The 18,585-nt window shown below is 72.1% G+C and carries 13 protein-coding genes; 1 reads left to right on the top strand and 12 read right to left on the bottom strand.

What is annotated here, in order from left to right:
* Positions 1-58: 58 nt before the first annotated feature.
* The 4 genes from OG852_RS32395 to rplU form a co-directional block, all read right to left on the bottom strand.
* Positions 59-1,597: an alkaline phosphatase D family protein gene (locus tag OG852_RS32395; RefSeq protein WP_330349816.1), complete on the bottom strand. Its 1,539-nt coding sequence runs from the start codon at positions 1,595-1,597 to the stop codon at positions 59-61.
* A 168-nt stretch (positions 1,598-1,765) separates the two neighbouring features.
* Positions 1,766-3,202: a GTPase ObgE gene (obgE, locus tag OG852_RS32390; protein WP_133911668.1), complete on the bottom strand. Its 1,437-nt coding sequence runs from the start codon at positions 3,200-3,202 to the stop codon at positions 1,766-1,768.
* A gap of 119 nt (positions 3,203-3,321) precedes the next feature.
* Positions 3,322-3,576, bottom strand: coding sequence for a 50S ribosomal protein L27 (gene rpmA / locus OG852_RS32385; RefSeq protein WP_003990207.1), 255 nt, complete (start codon positions 3,574-3,576; stop codon positions 3,322-3,324).
* Positions 3,577-3,589: 13 nt separating this feature from the next.
* Positions 3,590-3,910, bottom strand: a complete 321-nt coding sequence (gene rplU, locus OG852_RS32380) for a 50S ribosomal protein L21 (RefSeq protein ID WP_133911667.1) — start codon at positions 3,908-3,910, stop codon at positions 3,590-3,592.
* A gap of 241 nt (positions 3,911-4,151) precedes the next feature.
* Here rplU and OG852_RS32375 point away from each other — a divergent pair, with 241 nt between their 5' ends.
* The gene (locus OG852_RS32375) at positions 4,152-4,754 is read left to right on the top strand and encodes an acyltransferase (protein ID WP_330349815.1); all 603 of its coding nucleotides are present in this window, start codon (positions 4,152-4,154) and stop codon (positions 4,752-4,754) included.
* 13 nt (positions 4,755-4,767) lie between these two features.
* Here the strand turns inward: OG852_RS32375 and OG852_RS32370 are convergent, their stop codons facing one another.
* The 8 genes from OG852_RS32370 to OG852_RS32335 form a co-directional block, all read right to left on the bottom strand.
* A complete protein-coding gene (locus tag OG852_RS32370) occupies positions 4,768-6,045 on the bottom strand; it encodes a hypothetical protein (protein WP_330349814.1) in 1,278 nt (425 codons plus the stop codon).
* Positions 6,046-6,112: 67 nt separating this feature from the next.
* Positions 6,113-7,396 (bottom strand): nucleotide sugar dehydrogenase, encoded by a 1,284-nt coding sequence (locus tag OG852_RS32365; protein ID WP_133911654.1) that lies wholly within the window; start codon positions 7,394-7,396, stop codon positions 6,113-6,115.
* 9 nt (positions 7,397-7,405) lie between these two features.
* Positions 7,406-9,007, bottom strand: coding sequence for a glycosyltransferase family 2 protein (locus OG852_RS32360; protein ID WP_330351535.1), 1,602 nt, complete (start codon positions 9,005-9,007; stop codon positions 7,406-7,408).
* Between the two features lie 44 nt (positions 9,008-9,051).
* Entirely contained in the window at positions 9,052-10,632 is a 1,581-nt protein-coding gene (locus tag OG852_RS32355) for a glycosyltransferase family 4 protein (RefSeq protein WP_208117111.1), read from the bottom strand.
* Entirely contained in the window at positions 10,622-11,599 is a 978-nt protein-coding gene (locus OG852_RS32350; RefSeq protein ID WP_443064667.1) for a Gfo/Idh/MocA family protein, read from the bottom strand. Before OG852_RS32350 ends, OG852_RS32355 begins: the two co-directional genes overlap by 11 nt.
* Positions 11,600-11,643: 44 nt before the next feature.
* Positions 11,644-12,759 (bottom strand): DegT/DnrJ/EryC1/StrS family aminotransferase, encoded by a 1,116-nt coding sequence (locus tag OG852_RS32345; protein ID WP_133911651.1) that lies wholly within the window; start codon positions 12,757-12,759, stop codon positions 11,644-11,646.
* Between the two features lie 473 nt (positions 12,760-13,232).
* Entirely contained in the window at positions 13,233-17,480 is a 4,248-nt protein-coding gene (locus OG852_RS32340) for an Rne/Rng family ribonuclease (protein ID WP_330349813.1), read from the bottom strand.
* 305 nt (positions 17,481-17,785) lie between these two features.
* Positions 17,786-18,568: a TIGR03936 family radical SAM-associated protein gene (locus OG852_RS32335; protein ID WP_443064585.1), complete on the bottom strand. Its 783-nt coding sequence runs from the start codon at positions 18,566-18,568 to the stop codon at positions 17,786-17,788.
* Positions 18,569-18,585: the final 17 nt, after the last annotated feature.

Below are 18,585 nucleotides of genomic sequence, written 5' to 3'. Positions count from 1 at the left end.
GAGTGCGCTGAGAGGAGCCTGGGACACAGATGAGCCCCAGGCTCCGGTCACACCGTGTTCACACCTTCCGGACGCCCGGCCGGCCGTCCACGACCCTGAGTCTCGCCAGGGTGCGGGCGGTCGCCTTCGGCTTCAGGACGGTGTCCACGACCCGTACCCGTGCGTCGACGGCGTCCTCGCGGATGTCGAACAGGTGGTAGCCGCGGTGGGCGTCGATCAGCTTCCAGTGCGGGTTGTCGGCCTTCAGCGGGTCCCACCGGGCGTGGAAGGCCTCCTGGTCCTGGTCGCCGTTGCTGGAGATCGAGGTACCGACGAACTCGGCGCCGACGACCGCCGAGGAGGGGTCGGCGAAGTCCCGCTTCAGATCGCTGATCATGGTGAGGTGGCGGTCGCCGCTGAGCACCACCGGGTTGCGCACCGACGCCAACTCTGCGAGGAGCGCGTTGCGTTCGGCCTGGTAGCCGTCCCAGGCGTCGTAGTACCAGAGCTTGCCGGGGCCGGCCAGCAGATCGGTCTCGGCCATCATGATCTGGGAGGCGATCAGGTTCCAGCGGGTGTCGGAGGTCCGCAGCCCGTTCAGCAGCCACCGCTTCTGCTCGGCGCCGAGCATGGTGCGCGCCGGGTCCCGGGCACCCTCCTGGGTGACGGCCTGGTCGCTGCGGAACTGCCGGGTGTCCAGCACGTTCAGCCGGGCGAGACGGCCGAACCTGAGGGCGCGGTACATCCGGATGTGCGGGCCGTCCGGGACCGCCGCGGCCCGTACCGGCATGTGCTCGTAGTACGCCTGGTAGGCGGCCGTCAGCCGGGTCACGAACGCGTCGTGGGACTGCTTGTCGGGGTCCTGCGGGACCTCCCCGGCGAAGTCGTTGTCCACCTCGTGGTCGTCGAAGGTGACCACCCAGGGGGCGCGGGCGTGCATCCGCTTCAGATCGGGGTCGCCGCGGTACTGGGCGTACCGGTTGCGGTACTGGGTGAGTGTGTACGGTTCACCGCTGCCCTCGTGCCGGCGCACGGCCGTCGCGGAGGGCCCCGACTCGTAGACGTAGTCGCCGACGAAGAGGACGACGTCCGGGTTTTGGGCCGCCATGTCGGCGTAGGGGGTGAAGTGGCCCTGCTGCCAGTTCTGGCAGGAGGCGAGCGCGATGCGCAGCGAGCCGCCGGAGGCGAGGGGCTGCGGCGCGGTGCGGGTGCGGCCGACCGGGGAGATCCGGCCGCCGGCGCGGAAGCGGTACCAGTAGTCGCGGCCCGGCTTCAGGCCTCGTACGTCCACATGAACGCTGTGCCCGTACTCGGGCCGTGCCGTGGCGGTGCCGCGGCGCACGGAGGAGGCGAACCGGGAGTCGGGCGAGATCTCCCACTGCACGGCGACGTTTCGCCGCGGCATCCCGCCGCCGTTCAGCGGGTCGGGGGCGAGGCGGGTCCACAGCACGATCCCGTCGGGCAGAGGATCCCCCGAGGCCACGCCGAGGCTGAACACGTTCTCGGGCAGGGTGCTCGCGGCGGCGTGGGCGGTGGCGGGCAGCCAGAACTGGGCGGAGGCGGCGGCGCCGAGCACGGCGGCACCGGCGGTGAGGAGACGACGGCGGTCCGGGGACATGGGGGGAACTCCCTTGCGTCGCTGGCGTCTTGACGCAAGGAAAGATGGCACGGTCAGCCGGTCGGCCCGCTGAACGCGGAACCGCGATGACATGACAAGAAAGAGGACGGACGAGGACAGGGGAGACCCGTTGCGGCGGTGCACCGCAACGGGTCGGTGACGCGTGCCTCAGAAGGGCTCGAAGCCCTCGAACTCCTGGCCGGCCTCGTCGCGTTCGGCCTGACGGTCGCGGCGGCGCTGGCTCGCGGGCCGCGGGGCGTCGAAGCGGTGGTCCTCACCGCGGCGGCCCAGCATCTCCGCGCCGGCCATGACGGTCGGCTCCCAGTCGAAGACGACCGCGTTGTCCTCGGGACCGATCGCCACACCGTCGCCCGCCCGGGCGCCGGCCTTCATCAACTCCTCCTCCACACCGAGGCGGTTGAGGCGGTCGGCGAGATAGCCGACGGCCTCGTCGTTGTTGAAGTCGGTCTGCCGCACCCAGCGTTCGGGCTTCTCGCCACGGACGCGGTAGAGGCCGTCCTCCTCCAGCGTGACGGTGAAGCCGGCGTCGTCCACGGCCTTGGGCCGGATGACGATCCGCGTCGCCTCCTCCTTCGGCTTGGCGGCACGCGCCCGCCCGACCAGGTCGGCCAGCGCGAACGACAGCTCCCTGAGTCCGGTGTGCGCCACGGCGGACACCTCGAAGACGCGGTACCCGCGGGCCTCCAGGTCCGGCCGCACCATCTCCGCCAGGTCCTTGCCGTCCGGTACGTCGATCTTGTTCAGGACGACGATCCGGGGCCGGTCGCCGAGCCCGCCGTACTGCCGCAGCTCCTCCTCGATGATGTCGAGGTCGGAGACCGGGTCGCGGTCGGACTCCAGGGTCGCGGTGTCGAGGACGTGCACCAGCACACTGCACCGCTCGACGTGCCGCAGGAACTCCAGGCCGAGGCCCTTGCCCTGGCTGGCACCGGGGATGAGCCCGGGGACGTCGGCGATGGTGTAGACGGTCGATCCCGCGGTCACGACGCCGAGGTTCGGCACGAGCGTGGTGAACGGATAGTCGGCGATCTTCGGCTTGGCGGCGGAGAGCACGGAGATCAGCGAGGACTTGCCGGCGCTCGGGTAGCCGACCAGGGCCACGTCCGCGACGGTCTTCAGCTCCAGGACGACGTCCTGCAGGTCCCCCGGCTCACCGAGCAGCGCGAAACCGGGCGCCTTGCGGCGGGCGGAGGCCAGGGCGGCGTTGCCGAGCCCGCCGCGGCCGCCCTGGGCGGCGACGAAGGAGGTGCCGTGCCCGACCAGGTCGGCGAGCACGTTCCCCGCCTTGTCCAGGACGACGGTCCCGTCCGGCACGGGGAGGACGAGATCCTGCCCGTCCTTGCCGGAGCGGTGGCCGCCCTCCCCCGGCTTGCCGTTGGTGGCCTTCCGGTGCGGGGAGTGGTGGTACTCGAGCAGCGTGGTGACGGACTGGTCGACGGTGAGGATCACGTCGCCGCCGCGCCCGCCGTTGCCCCCGTCGGGGCCGCCCAGCGGCTTGAACTTCTCACGGTGGACGGAGGCACAGCCGTGACCTCCGTTACCCGCGGCGACGTGCAGCTCGACGCGGTCCACGAAGGTGGTCATGGTGGGGTGCCTCCATCAGATACGTACGTTCTTGTCTCTTGCGTAACACGCGAAAGGCGGACCCGCCTTCCCGTCCGGGAAGTGAGGTCCGCCTCGCGAAAGGCTTCCGATCAGCCGACTCAGGCGACCGGAACGATGTTCACGACCTTGCGGCCACGGTGGGTGCCGAACTGCACCGAACCGGCCTCGAGCGCGAACAGCGTGTCGTCGCCACCGCGACCGACACCGGCGCCCGGGTGGAAGTGGGTGCCACGCTGGCGGACCAGGATCTCACCCGCGTTGACGACCTGACCGCCGAAGCGCTTCACGCCGAGCCGCTGGGCATTGGAGTCGCGACCGTTCCGGGTGGACGATGCGCCCTTCTTGTGTGCCATGTCTCCTCAGTCCTTACTTCGCAGCCGCGGGGATCGCGGTGACCTTGATCGCCGTGTACTGCTGGCGGTGGCCCTGACGACGACGGTAGCCCGTCTTGTTCTTGTAGCGCAGAATGTCGATCTTCTGGCCCTTGTGGTGGTCCACGACCTCGGCCTGGACCTTGATGCCGGCCAGCACCCACGGGTCGCTGGTCACAGCGTCGCCGTCGACAACGAGCAGGGTCGAGAGCTCGACCGTGTCGCCAACCTGGGCGGTGGAAATCTTGTCAACCTCAACGATGTCGCCGACAGCAACCTTGTGCTGGCGACCACCGCTGCGCACGATGGCGTACACGCGGATCTCACTCTCTCGCTCGGGAACGGCACCCCCGCAGTCCAGCCGCCCGGGAACCATCACGGACGGCCTCTCCCTGACCACCGGCGGACCGGTTTCCGGGAGGAAGAGGTTTACGGGGATGTGGCGCGCTTAGGGAACACGCCGACGGTCAAGGTTACGGGGCGGCCGATCGGGGGTCAAACCGAGCCCGGTCGCCCGTATGCTCGCAGCGCGAACGCAGACACCGGAAGGCGAACAAGTGAACTACAGGGTCCAGCCCAGCGCGCAGGTCGACGAGAGTGCCGAGATCGGCGCCGGCAGCAGTGTCTGGGACCTCGCGCAGATCCGTGAGGGCGCCCGCCTCGGCGAGGGCTGTGTGATCGGCCGCGGCGCGTACGTCGGCTCGGGCGTGCACATGGGCGACAACTGCAAGCTGCAGAACTACGCGCTCGTCTACGAGCCCGCCGAACTGGGCGACGGTGTCTTCATCGGCCCCGCCGTGGTCCTCACCAACGACCACAACCCGCGGTCCGTGGACCCCGACGGCAAGCAGAAGCGCGGCGGCGACTGGGAGGCCGTCGGCGTGAAGATCCTCGACGGCGCCTCGATCGGCGCCCGCTCGGTCTGCGTGGCCCCGATCACCATCGGCCGCTGGGCGATGGTCGCCGCGGGCGCCGTCGTCACCAAGGACGTGCCCGACTTCGCGCTCGTGGTGGGCGTCCCCGCCCGGCGGATCGGCTGGGTCGGCCGCGCCGGCGTCCGGCTCACCGAGCGCGAGGGCGAGAACGGCGTGTGGGAGTGCCCGAGGACGGGCGAGCTGTACGACGAGAAGGACGGCGTCCTCACCGAGCGCGCCGTCTGAAAGACGGCGGGGCTCAGCTCGCTGGGCGTGGCTCCGGCTGCCGGGCCGGGTGCCATGCCCAGTGGCGGTCCACGACCAGCGGCAGCCCCAGGACCACCGGCATCCACATCAGCACACCGAGCCGGTCCGCCTCCTGGACGAGCGGGTGGTCGCTGACCACGAACGCCCCGCTGAGCGCGGTCGCCGCGGCGAGCGGGCCCAGCCCCTCGCCGTACCGTGCCAGCGCCCAGACCGCGAGGGCGGTCAGGACCAGGAAGTACGGCAGCCCCGCCTGCTGGGCGGCCCAGTCCTCCCAGAACCGGCCGGCGAGGCCGAGCAGTTCGCTCCACGGGTCGGCCACCTCGGGCAGCCGGAAGTGGTGGGTGAAGGTGTCCTGGAGGGTCACCTGCGAGGACGGCAGCGCCAGCGCCTTCATCACCACCGCCACCGCCGCCGCGGCCACCGCCGAGACGGCCGCGAGGACGGCCGTCCCCCGGTGCCGCAGCGCGCGCGACCAGCACAGGGCACCCGTCGCGGCCGCCGCCACGAACGCCGCCAGCACCAGGGCCGACGAGTAGCGGGTGACCGCCCCCACGCCGTACGCCAGCGTCGTGACGGCCGCCGCCGTGGGCAGGGCGCGGCGGCGCAGCAGCACCAGACCGCCCCAGAGCACGCTGAGCGTGCACAGGGTGAACAGTCCCTCGCTCAGGGCCTGGTCGCTCCACCAGCCGAGCGGACTGGCGAGGAAGGCCACCTGCCCGGTGAGCGCGGCCGTGCGGCCCAGCCCCGCGCCGCGCCGCAGCAGCCCGAAGACCAGCAGGGAGCCGCCCGCGGCGGTGAGCAGGCCGAGCAGCCACATGCCGTCTAGCACGCCGAGGGCGCCGACGAAGGGCGCCGCGAGCAGCGGATAGCCGGGGCGGGCGGCGAAGATGGCCTGATAGCGGGGGTCGGCGGTGGTGATGTCCCGGGCGTTCGCCCAGCGGTGCCGGCACTTGCGGGCGGCGGCGGCCGCCAGGGCCTGCTCGCTCCTGTGGTTCGTCGGCTGGAGCCGTACCCCGTGCGCCTCACGGTCGGCCCGGCTGGTGCAGTAGGCCGCGAGCGCCGTGCGGTGGGCCTGCGCACGAGAGTCGCCCAGGTACTGTTCGGCGGCGCGGGCGTACCGGTAGGAGTCGGGGAACAGCGTCCACCGGGAGCCGGCGGCGAGCTGGAGCACGGCGTACACGACGCACACCAGCAGGGGAAGGGCGGCACGCAGGCGGCGCGGGCGGCGTACAGTGCGCGCCGTGGTCGGCTCGGTGCGGACGTCCGGCACGGGCACCCCCAACGGAGAACGGCCCCGGCCGACTGGCCGGGGCCGCATCCTACGACGGTCGGCTGTGTCAGCCGCCGATCACCACCCGGCGCACGCCCTTCCACGCCTCCGGGTCCGTCGTGCGACGGCCGTCGACGAGGACCGTGACGTCCGGCAGGTCAGCCGGGGTCAGGGTGCGGTACTCGGCGTGGTCGGCCTGGAGGATCGCCGCGGTGACCTTCTCCCCCGCGTGCGGGGTGAGGCCGTGCGCGGTGAGCTCCTCGGCCGTGTACATCGGGTCCGAGACGAAGGGGACCGCGCCGCGCGCCTTGAGGGCCTCGACGGTCGGGAAGACGCCCGAGAAGGCCGTCTCCTTCACGCCGCCGCGGTAGGCGGCGCCCAGCACGAGGACGTTCACGCCGGTCAGGTCGCCGTACGCGGCCGCCAGCAGGTCCACCGCGTACTCCGGCATCGCGGCGTTCGCCTCACGGGCCGAGCGCACGACCGTCGCCGACGGGTCGTTCCACAGGTACATCCGCGGGTAGATCGGGATGCAGTGGCCGCCGACCGCGATACCCGGCTGGTGGATGTGGCTGTACGGCTGCGAGTTGCAGGCCTCGATGACCTTCTTGACGTCGATGCCGTTCTGGTCGGCGAAGCGCGCGAACTGGTTCGCCAGACCGATGTTGACGTCCCGGTAGGTCGTCTCGGCCAGCTTCGCCAGCTCGGAGGCCTCGGCGGTGCCCAGGTCCCACACGCCGTTGGCCTGCGGCAGGTCGGCCCGCTCGTCGAAGTCGAGGACCTGCTCGTAGAACTCCACACCGCGGGCCGTCGACGCCTCGTCGATGCCGCCGACCAGCTTGGGGTAGCGGCGCAGGTCGGCGAAGACCCGGCCGGTGAGGACGCGCTCCGGGGAGAACACCAGGTGGAAGTCCTCGCCCGCGGTCAGCCCCGAGCCCTCGGCCAGCATCGGCGCCCACCGGGTGCGGGTGGTGCCGACCGGGAGGGTCGTCTCGTACGAGACCAGCGTGCCGGGCTTGAGGCCCTGCGCGATCGCCTTGGTCGCCGCGTCCATCCAGCCGAAGTCCGGGACGCCCTCGGCGTCCACGAACAGCGGGACGACCACGACGACGGCCTCGGACTCGGCGACCGCGGACGCGGTGTCCGTGGTCGCGCTCAGCAGGCCGGCGTCGACGGCCTGCTTCAGCTTGACGTCCAGGTCGTGCTCACCGGGGAACGGCTCGACACCGGCGTTGACCAGCTCGACGACCTTCTCGTTGACGTCCGCGCCGATGACCCGGTGGCCCTTGGAGGCGAACTGCACCGCCAGCGGGAGCCCGATCTTGCCGAGCGCTACTACACAGATGTTCATGGAGGGTCGCTACTTCTTCCTTTTGGAACGGGACTTCAGTTTCCGGACAAGGCCCCCCAGCGCCCGCCGGACCACAGTCCTCTTCGGGGGGTACATCTGGGCCGTGTCGACCACCACGCGTCCCTTGGGGTTGACCAGGGCCGAGGCGCGGTACGGGTCGTCGTCCCGGCCCCACTTGCGGGCCAGCGGCATGGGCAGCCCCTTGCCGCGCACCGGGATCTCGTACGTCGAGCCGGCCACGTCGACGTACACGCGCACACCCCACTTGCCGGTGACCGGCTCCAGCGGGACGCGGGCGTGCAGGACGCTGCCGGTGCCGTTCTCGGCCGGCTCCACCCGCATCTCGCCCACCACGGGCACGAGTTCGTGCTCGGGCTTCAGCCGGCGCGCGCCCGGCTTGTCCGCCGACTTGGGCATCGCGCCCTTGACCAGGCGCAGCGCCACACCGGCGCCGGCCACGTCGCCCAGCACCGGCACCCGTACGGACGCCGTGTAGGCGAGCTGCTCGCCCTGCTGCTCCCAGGCGGAGTCCAGCAGCACGGTGCCCTTGGCGAGGCGGCCCGGTACGGCCTCCCCGACCAGCTCGTAGACCCGGTCGGACACGCCGATGCGGGGGTCGCGGAAGCCGGGGTAGCGGGCGTAGGCGCGCTCGCCCTCCACCACGAACGGGGGCGCCCCGTGCTCCTTCTCCGAGGAGATCGCCTCGGCCAGCTCGTCGATGGCGACGGCGTGCGCCAGCGCGATCCGCACCCGGCGCTTGACGTCCATGGCGTCACGGATGCCGTCGGTGAAGTAGACGTCGGCGAGCCGGCCGATGCCCGAGCAGAGCCGGCGCTGCAGATCCCGGTCCAGGGACGGGAAGTCGTCCTGGACCAGCTTGGCCAGCTCCCAGGTGAAGTGCCGGCGCAGTACGGCGTCGCGGTCCGGGCCCGCCTCGATCAGCCCGGCCGTGAAGTCCATGATCTCGGCCGCGGCCCGCAGCCGGGCCAGATGGTCCGCGCGGTAGGTGATGTTGCTGGCGTCGCCGCGCTTGACCGCGTAGTAGCAGGTGTAGTCGGCCACCACCGAGATCTTCCGGGCGCGTACGCACGCCTCGATGGTGAACGGCTGGTCGCTGCCGACGGGCAGGTGCTCCGGGAACCGCAGGTGGTACTTCTCCACCATGTCCCGCCGGAACAGCTTGGTGTTGGCCAGCGTGAACGGCAGCGCCGAGTCGTACAGGCTGACGTCCGCGACGTTCTCCTTGTACAGCGCCTGGTGCACGTACCGGCCGTTGGTGCCGACCATCTTCCCGACGACGACGTCCGAGTCGTTCGCGTCGGCGCACTTCACCATGCGCTCCAGCGCTTCCTCGCCGAGGTAGTCGTCGGAGCCGATGAAGTAGACGTAACGGCCGGTGGCCACGTCCAGCGCACGGTTGCTGGGCGCGGCCGGGCCGCCGGAGTTCGGCTGGTGGATCACCTTGACGGTGTCCGGGTACAGCGCCGCGAACCGGTCCAGTTCGCGGCCGCTGTCGTCGGTGGAGCCATCGTCGACGGCGACGATCTCCAGGCGTCCTCGGCCGATGCTCTGCCCGACGAGGGAGTTCAGACACTCCGTCAGGTAGGGCATCGTGTTGTACACCGCGACGACGACGCTGACGTCCGGTGTCCCGCTCACGCCCCCGCCTCCACCGGTCTGCGCTCGGCCGCCGGGCGGACCGCGCTGCCGGGAACGAGCCGGGTGTAGACCTGGTCGAGAAGCTCTGCCTGAGCCTCCCAGGTCCACTCGTCGAGCAGACCGTCACGGTCGTACACGCCCCGGTAGCGGGCCGCGTCACCGAGCACGGACTTGACGGCGCGCACGTAGTCCTCGACGTCCTCGGCCTTGAAGACCTCGCCCTGGCCGGTGCGCTGGACCATCTCACCCATCGTCTTCACATCGCTGACGATCAGCGGCAGCCGCGCGTGCGAGTACTCGAAGAACTTGGTGATGAGCGCGATCTCGTGGTTCGGCCAGTGATGGATCGGGATGACCCCGAGGTCGGCCGCCGCGAGGAAGCGCACCACCTGGTAGTGCGGCACGTACGGCAGGATGTGCAGCCGGTCGGAGACGCCCAGTTCCTCGGCGCGCTCGCGCAGGCTGCGCATGTACTCGGACTCGGTGTTGAGCACCACGAACGCGGTGTGCACCTCGGCGAGCTGCGGCAGCGACTCGACCATGATGTCGAGGCCGCGCTGCGGGGCGGCCGCGCCGCTGTACACGGTGAGCGGCACGTCCAGACCGATGCCGCACAGCTCGCGCAGGTCCGGGACCGGCTCGGCGGCCTGCTCCGGGGAGATCTCCGCGTCGGGCGCGTTCAGCACGACCGACGGGCGCTCCTTGAGGCCGTGCCGCTCCTGGAGCATCCCGGCGAGCGTGTCGGACACCGTGGTGACGGCGTCGGCGTGACGCGAGTACTCCAGCTCGTGGGCGCACTGGGCCTTGTGCCAGCGCGGGTGCGAGTTCCACGGCTTGATGCCGGGCAGGAACTCGTGCGCGTCCCACACCAGCTTGACCTTGCTGCCGCGGGCCCGGGCGCGCAGGGCGGCGCGGGCGCCGACACCCAGCATGCGGAAGTCGTTGGCGTGGATCAGGTCCGGGTCGAGCTCGTCGATGACCTTGCCGTACGCCAGCTCCAGGTCCCACAGGTGCGGGTCGAGCCTGCGCCAGCTGCGGGTGCCCATCGTCCGGTGCCAGAACGCGGTGGTGAACCGGTCCAGCGGGCCTTCCATCTCCTTGCGGCGCTTCTCCAGCTTGGCGGTCTTGCGTGCCCGCAGGTTCACCCAGTTCTGCACGAACCGGGACGCCACCCGCGGCAGCACCAGACGCAGCCTGGTGAGGAACGAGCCCTCCTGCTGGGCGAGGATCAGCCGGATGTTGAGGTCGGCGCGCCAGGCCTTGATCTTCTGCCGGCGGTACGCGGCCAGCGGGCCCGGCTTGTACGCCAGCGGCGAGCGCAGCACGGCCCGGCGGTACTCATGGCGGCGGCGGTGCATCGGACCGGGCACCGGCAGCAGACGCACCTGCGCCTTGCCGATCTCCCAGGTCGTCTCGCTCTTCCCCTTGCCCTTGCCGAGCAGGACCACGTCCCACCCGGCTTCGGCGGCCGAGCGTGCTTCCTTCTGCACGCGCGAGTCGCCGTTCACCCCGTTGTCGACGAGCATGACGATGCGGCCACGCACCGCCGGCTGCGCCGACGTGTTCTCAGCTGCCATGAGTTGCCAGGTCCTCCACCTGAAGGGAAACGCTGCGGTTCTGTGTAGCCGACTCCAGCACGGCGGCCGCCACCTGAACAGTGCGCATTCCCTGGCGCAGGGTGCAGATGTCGGCTTCCTTGCCGAGCACCGCGTCCCGGAACAGCTCGTGCTCGACGAGGAGCGGCTCGCGCTTGGGGATGGCGTACCGGATCATGTCGCCCTCGGACACCCCGCGGAAGGCCTGCAGGGCCTCCCACTCGGTGGTGACCGCGGCGTTGGAGTGGAAGGTCAGGTCGGCGGTGAGCGTGTCGGCGATGAAGCAGCCGCGCTCGCCGGTCACCGAGGTGAAGCGCTCCTTGAGCGGGCTCAGCCAGTTCACCAGGTGGTTCACCATGGTGCCGTCGTCGAGACGGCCCACCGCGGAGACCATGTCCTCGTGGACGCGGCCGCTCTTGGAGACGGTGTGCGCGGCGATGGAGACGTACTCGCGCCCCGTCACCCAGCCGGTCAGGTCGATGTCGTGGGTGGCGAGGTCCTTGACCACGCCGACGTCCGCGATGCGGTGCGGGAACGGGCCCTGACGACGGGTCACGACCTGGTACACGTCACCGAGTTCGCCGGCCTCCAGGCGGGCGCGCAGGGAGCGCAGCGCCGGGTTGCAGCGCTCGATGTGGCCGACACCGGCGACCAGACCGCGCGACTCGAACGCCTCGACGAGGCGGCGGGCGCCGTCCACGGACTCCGCGACGGGCTTCTCGATGAGCGCGCACACCCCGGCCTCGGCGAGCGCCAGGCCGACCTCCTCGTGGAGGTGGGTGGGGCAGGCCACGACCGCGTAGTCGACGCCGAGGGCGATGAGCTCCTCGACCGTGTTCAGGATCGGGGCGTTCTGGGCGGCGCCGAACTTGTCGCCCATCGGGTCGACGACGCCGACCAGGTCGACGCCCTCCAGACCGGACAGGACGCGGGCGTGGTGACGCCCCATGGAACCGAGACCGACGAGTCCCGCGCGCAGCGACTTCCCGTTGCTCACAGCTGCTCCCCCAGCGCGTTCACGGCGGCGACGACGCGCTCGAGGTCGCTCGCGGACAGCGAGGGGTGGACGGGCAGCGACACGACCTCGGCGGCGGCGCGCTCCGTCTCGGGCAGGTCCCAGGTGCGGCCCGCCTTCTGGTCCGGCTCCCAGTACGGCTTCAGCCGGTGGATGGGGGTCGGGTAGTACACGGCGTTGCCGATGCCGGCCTCGGTGAGCTTCGCCATGGCGGCCTCGCGGTCGCCGAGGATGCGCACGGTGTACTGGTGGTAGATGTGCCGGGCGCCCTCGGCGACCTTCGGCGTGACCACATTCGGCGCGCTGATGTGCTCGGTGAGGTACGCGGCGTTGGCGATGCGCTGCTCGGTCCAGGCGGGGAGCTTGCCGCGCTGGACGCGGCCGATCGCGGCGGAGACGTCCGTCATCCGCACGTTGGCGCCGACGATCTCGTTGGCGTAGCGCTGCTCCATGCCCTGGTTGCGCAGCAGGCGCAGGGTGCGGGCGACCTCGGCGTCACCGGTGGAGATCATGCCGCCCTCGAGGCTGTGCATGTTCTTCGTCGGGTAGAAGCTGAACGTGCCCGCGGCACCGAAGGCGCCGACCGGGGTGCCGTTCAGGGCGGCGGCGTGGGCCTGGCAGGCGTCCTCGACGACGGCGAGGCCGTGCTGCCCGGCGATCGCCATGATCCGGTCCATGGCCGCGGGGTGGCCGTAGAGGTGGACCGGCATGATCGCGGCGGTCCGCGGCGTGATCGCCGCCTCGACCGCGGCGGGGTCCAGACAGAAGGTGTCGGCGTCGATGTCGGCGAAGACCACGTCGGCGCCGACCAGTCGAACAGCGTTCGCGGAGGCGGCGAACGAGAACGACGGCACGATCACCTCGTCGCCCGGGCCCAGTCCGAGGGCCATCAGCGACAGGTGGAGCGCGGAGGTGCCGGAGTTGACCGCGACGCAGTGCCGCCCGTCGACCAGCTCCGAGAACTCCTCCTCGAAGGCGGCCACCTCGGGACCCTGGACGACCCGGCCACTGCGCAGTACGCGCACCGCGGCCTCGATCTCCTCCTCGTCGATCACGGGTCTGGCGGCCGGTATGAACTCATGGGCGTCGGTCATCGACATCCCCTCCTCTACGGCGACCTTCTAAGGCGCACCACGTCATGCGGTCGGGAAGGGCCATGTCGATGCTCAGCACGGCCGCATCCCTGGTTGTCCATGGCCGCCTGTGGGCGGATGGACGGCTTGTACACAGGACCCCGCCCCCCGAGGGTTCCTTGCGGGAAGTCAGCCGTACCCGGTGCGGGACCGGATGTGCTCATCGGCTGTGGTCACGGTGTGCATGTCTTTGGCCACCGGGACCAGACTGCACGTTACCAGTACGGGGACGGCAATTTTCCCGAGTGTTACCACAGAGAAACCACCGCCCTGGGTGCCCTCGATCACAAGCAAGACACAGCGTAACTCTGCGGTAAACACAGTGCGACGCGAGGTGAGGGGGCGCCGGTGCGCGTGGACGACGGCGCGGGCGCCCGGTTCGCACCGGACGCCCGCGCCTTGTCGCACCGCAGGTGAGGCGGTCGGCGAGGGGGTCAGTCCTCTGTCGACTGCGCCGCAGCCGTCTTCTTCGCCGCCGTGGCCTTGGCGGCCTTCTTGGCCGTCGTCTTCTTGGCGGCGGTCTTCTTCGCGGCCGTCTTCTTGGCCGTCACCGTCTTCTTGGTGGCGGCCTTCTTCGCCGTGGCCTTCTTGGCCGTCTTGCGCGCGGCCGTCTTCTTGGCCGGAGCGGCCTCCTCGTCGGCGACCGGCTCGACGCCCTCGGCCGCGACGACCTCCGCGACGGTCTCCGCGACCTCCGCGACGGTCTCCGCGTCCTCCGCGGCGGCCGACGGGACGACCACGACGGCCGTCTCCTCGGACGCGGTCGGCGCGGTGGCCTTGCGCACGGCACGGCGCCGCGGACGGGCCGGAGCCGCGCTCTCGGCGACCGGCTCGGCCTCGACGGGCTCCGCCGGAGCGGCCGGGGCCTCGACGGCGGCCGGCTCGACGACCGTCACCACGGCGGCCTCCGCACCGGCGGGCGAACCGGCCGGCGCGGACACCTTGCGGGTGGCGCGACGACGGGTACGGCCCTTGGGCGCGGCCTCCTCCTCGACGGGAGCCTCCACCGGAGCGGGCGCCTCGACGACCGGGTCCTCCACCGCGACCGGCTCGGCCTGCGCGGCGAGGGCCTCGGCCGGCTGCACCGGACGCTCGGCCTCCGCCTCGGCGGTCACGGTCTGCGCGGTGGGAACCTCCGCGAAGGCCTCGACGGGCGCCTCGACGGCCGCCGCGAGCTCCTCGGTGGCCTCGGCGGCCTCGGTGGGCTCCTCCGCGACGAACACCTCGCCACGGCCCCTGCGCCCGGCGCCCTTGGGCGCACCGGCCGGAGCCGACGCCCGGCGGCTCGCCCTACGACGGCTGCGCCCACGGGAGGCCGCGGCCTCCGCCTCGGCGACGCTGCTGTACAGCTCCTCGTCGGGCGCGAAGACGGGGGCGGACAGCGCGACCGGCTCGGCCACCTCGGCGGCGACCTCGGCCTCGCTCTCGGCCTCCTCGACATCCACCAGCGGCTCGGCGGTCTCGACGGCCACGGCCTCGTGCTCGTGCTCGTGGACGTCGCCGCCCCGGCCGCGCTTCTTGCGCTTGCCGCCGCCACCGACCGCGGTCGGCTGCTCCATGTGGACGATGACACCGCGGCCGTTGCAGTGGACGCAGGTCTCGGAGAAGGACTCCAGCAGACCCTGGCCCACCCGCTTGCGGGTCATCTGCACGAGCCCCAGCGAGGTCACCTCGGCGACCTGGTGCTTCGTACGGTCGCGGCCCAGGCACTCCAGCAGGCGCCGCAGCACCAGGTCCCGGTTGGACTCCAGCACCATGTCGATGAAGTCGATCACGATGATGCCGCCGAGGTCGCGCAGCCGGAGCTGACGCACGATCTCCTCGGCCGCCTCCAGGTTGTTCCTGGTGACCGTCTCCTCCAGGTTGCCGCCCTGGCCGGTGAACTTGCCGGTGTTGACGTCGACGACGACCATCGCCTCGGTCCGGTCGATCACCAGCGAACCGCCGCTGGGCAGCCAGACCTTGCGGTCCAGCGCCTTGGCGAGCTGCTCGTCGATCCGGTAGGTGGCGAAGACGTCGACCTCGGAGGTCCACTTCGACAGCCGCTCGGCCAGGTCGGGCGCGACGTGCGAGACGTACCCGTGGATGGTCGACCAGGCGTCGTCGCCGCTGACGACGACCTTGGAGAAGTCCTCGTTGAAGATGTCGCGGACGACCCGGACGGTCATGTCCGGCTCGCCGTACAGCAGCGTCGGCGCGTTGCCGTTCTTGGACTTCTTCTGGATGTCCTCCCACTGCGACTGCAGCCGTTCGACGTCACGGCGCAGCTCGTCCTCGCTCGCGCCCTCGGCGGCGGTGCGCACGATGACGCCCGCGTCCTCGGGGACGATCTTCTTGAGGATCGTCTTCAGCCGGGCCCGCTCGGTGTCGGGCAGCTTGCGGCTGATGCCGGTCATCGAGCCCTCGGGGACGTACACGAGGTAGCGGCCCGGGAGGGAGACCTGGCTGGTCAGACGGGCGCCCTTGTGGCCGATCGGGTCCTTCGTCACCTGGACGAGGACGGACTGACCGGACTTCAGGGCGGACTCGATACGGCGCGGCCCGTTGGCCATGCCGAGGGCCTCGAAGTTGACCTCACCGGCGTACAGGACGGCGTTGCGGCCCTTGCCGATGTCGATGAACGCGGCCTCCATGGACGGCAGCACGTTCTGGACCTTGCCCAGGTAGACGTTGCCGACGTACGAGGTCGACTGCTCCTTGTTGACGTAGTGCTCGACGAGCACGCCGTCCTCCAGGACGCCGATCTGCGTGCGCTCACCGCTCTGGCGGACGACCATCACGCGCTCGACGGCCTCGCGGCGGGCCAGGAACTCGGCCTCGGTGATGATCGGGACACGGCGGCGGCCCTGCTCACGGCCTTCGCGGCGGCGCTGCTTCTTCGCCTCCAGACGGGTCGAGCCCTTGATGGACTGCACCTCGTCGGACGGCTCGGAGGGCTTGCGGGGCTCGCGCACCTTGACGACGGTCCGCTCGGGGTCGCCCTCGCCCGGCTCGATGTCGGTGCCGCTGTCCCCGGCGCGCCGACGGCGGCGACGACGGCGACGGCTGCCGGCGGTGGAGCCACCGGCCTCGTCCTCGGCGTCCTCTTCATCCTGCTCGGCGGTGTCCTCGGCGTCCTGCTCGGCCTGTTCGGCGGCGAGCTCGTCGGACTCTGCGTCGACGCCGTCGGACTCGTCGGCGGCCTCGCCCCGGCGGCGACGACGTCCACCGCGACGGCGGCGGCGGCGCGAGCCGGTCTCCTCGCTCTCCTCGTCGCCCTCGACACCGTCCTCGGCGGCCTCGTCGGCCTCCTCGGGCTCGGTCTCGTCCTCGGCGGCGGGCGCGGTCCCGGTCGGCTCGTCGGCCCCGGTCTCCTCCGCGAGGGCGGCACCCCGGCGACGGCGGCGACGGCGCGAGCCGGTCTGCTCCTCCGCGGGAAGCTCCTCGACCTCTTCGGTCTCCTCGGCCTCGACCGCCTCCTCGACGGACGCGGCGGCGGCCTCGGCGGCGGCCCGCTGCGGCGTCTGGAACTGCGGCTCGGCGAACACGGGCGCCTGGAACACGGCGACCGCAGGCCGCGCGGGGCGGCGCGGCGCGTCGCCCTCGCCGTTCCCCGGCAGGGGCGCGGGCTCGGAGAACCCCCCGGCGGCCCGACGCACGACCCGTCGACGGGCCCGGCGCGGACCGGCTTCCTCGTCGGAGGGGGTCCCGGAGACTGCGGGGGTCTGAGCGGCGGCGGTCCGCGCGGTGGAGGCGGGCGTCTCGGCGGGCTGCTCGACGGCGGCCTCGGGAGCCTTCTCCTCGGCGGCGGCCACCACGGACTCGGCCTCGGCGGCCACGGACGCCTCGGTCCCGTCCTCGGCCGGAGCCCCGGCGGGCGCGGACGCCCGACGGCTGGACCGACGGCGGCCACGCGGCGCGGGGGCGCCCTCGTCGGTGACCTCGGCGGAAGCGGCGGGCGCCTCGGCGACCACGGCAGGCGTCTCGGCCTCGGCGGAAGCGGCGGGCGCCTCCGCGCTCACCTCTTCCTCGGCCGGCGCACCGGCGGGGGCGGACGCACGGCGCGTGGCCCGACGACGGGTACGCGGCGCGGGCGCGGCCTCCTCGGCCACCGGCACGACAGCCTCGGTCTCAGCAGCCTCAGGGGCCTCAGCGGCCACCACGGTTTCGGCCTCCACCGGAGCGGGAGCCGCGGCGGGCGTGGACGCACGGCGCGTGGCCCGACGACGGGTACGCGGCGCGGGCGCGGCCTCCTCGGCCACCGGCACGACAGCCTCGGCCTCGGCAGCCTCAGTGGTCTCGGCGGCCACCACCGGCACCACCGTCTCGGCGGCGGCCTCGGTCTCGGCGGCAGCCGGAGCACCGGCGGGCGCGGACGCCCGACGCGTGGCACGCCTGCGGGTACGCGGCGCCGGAGCGGCCTCCTCGGCCTTCTCCTCGGCCGCCTCGGTCACCTCCGCCTCGGTCACGGCGACCTCTTCGGTCTCGACGCCCTCGGCGCCCTCGACGACCTCGTCCGCCAGGTGCTCGGCGGTCTCCACGGCCGGTAGGGCCGGCGCGGTGATCTCGGCCGAGGCCTCGGCGCCGCTCGGCGGGCCCGCCGGGCGGGAAGCGGCACGGCGCCGACGACGCGGCGGCAGGGTGTCGCTGGGGGTGTTGTTCTGTTCTTCGGAACCCTGGGTGGGTTCGGTCGGCTCGAGCATGCGGGTGTGTCTCCCGTCAGGCTCCCGGGCGCCGCACCGGGCCCGGCGCCGATCACCAGGGATCGGTCGCCGTTGACGTCCGCGGCTCGCGCTGTGCGCGGTGCCGCCGTCCGGGGCGCGGCCGCCGCACGGGAGCTCTCTGTGTCCTGTCTCGCCGGTTCCGTAGCCCTGTTGCGTACGGCCTGGCGAAAGTCTTCTGGTGGGTGCGCTGCCCGACCCAGGTGGCTCCCGAGTACGAGGGCGGCGCTACGACGCCCGTCCTTGTGCGGAACCTTCCTTCGCCGACGCCTTCGCGGCGGCAGTCCCTAGGCCGTTGTGAGGGCCTCGGCTGCCTCGCGGTCGGGCGCGAGCGGGTCGGTCACCGCGCCGGTCTCTTCATCGAGCAGCCCCTGCGCCAGCCTGGTCACCGCTGCGGGGACCGGCGGCGCCAGGTCGGCCACGGCGCGGAGACCGGACAGGACGTCGTCGGGTCGTACGGCAGGCGTCACGTGCCGAACAACCAGCCGCAGTATCGCACAGGGCCGGTCGGTCGGCCTATCAGCCGTTTCACTCTGTGTTTCGAGTTGCGTTCCGAGTTGCGTTCCGAGTTGCGTTCCGGGTCGTGTTTCCAGTCGTACGACCGCCGAGCGGGCGTCGAAGGTGCGCACGCCGTTCTTGGTCATGCGCTGGACCTCGACGGACTCGGCGGCGGTGAAGGCCTGGACGGCGCGTTCGGCGTCGGCCGGGTCCACTCCGTCGAGCCGCAGCTCCCACACGGAGGCCGTGAGCCGGTCGGCGAGGCCCGAGGTGCGGGCCTCGACCGCGTCGACGATGTCGAGCCCGGTGGGCAGCGACTCGTCGAGCAGCGCGCGCAGCGTCTCCGGTTCGCGCGCCGCGGTCAGGGCGATCTCCAGGTACTCCGCCTCGCTGCCCGTGCCGGTGGGTGCGGCATTGGCGTACGACACCTTCGGGTGCGGCGTGAACCCCGCCGAGTACGCCATCGGCACCTCGGCACGGCGCAACGCGCGCTCGAAGGCGCGCTGGAAGTCACGGTGGCTGGTGAACCGGAGGCGGCCGCGCTTGGTGTAGCGCAGTCGGATGCGCTGCACCGCGGGTGCGGGCGGCG

The organism is Streptomyces sp. NBC_00582, from assembly GCF_036345155.1.
Taxonomy (GTDB): domain Bacteria; phylum Actinomycetota; class Actinomycetes; order Streptomycetales; family Streptomycetaceae; genus Streptomyces.
Note: the sequence above shows the minus strand (reverse complement) of the source record. Positions and strands in the feature narration are given on the sequence as shown.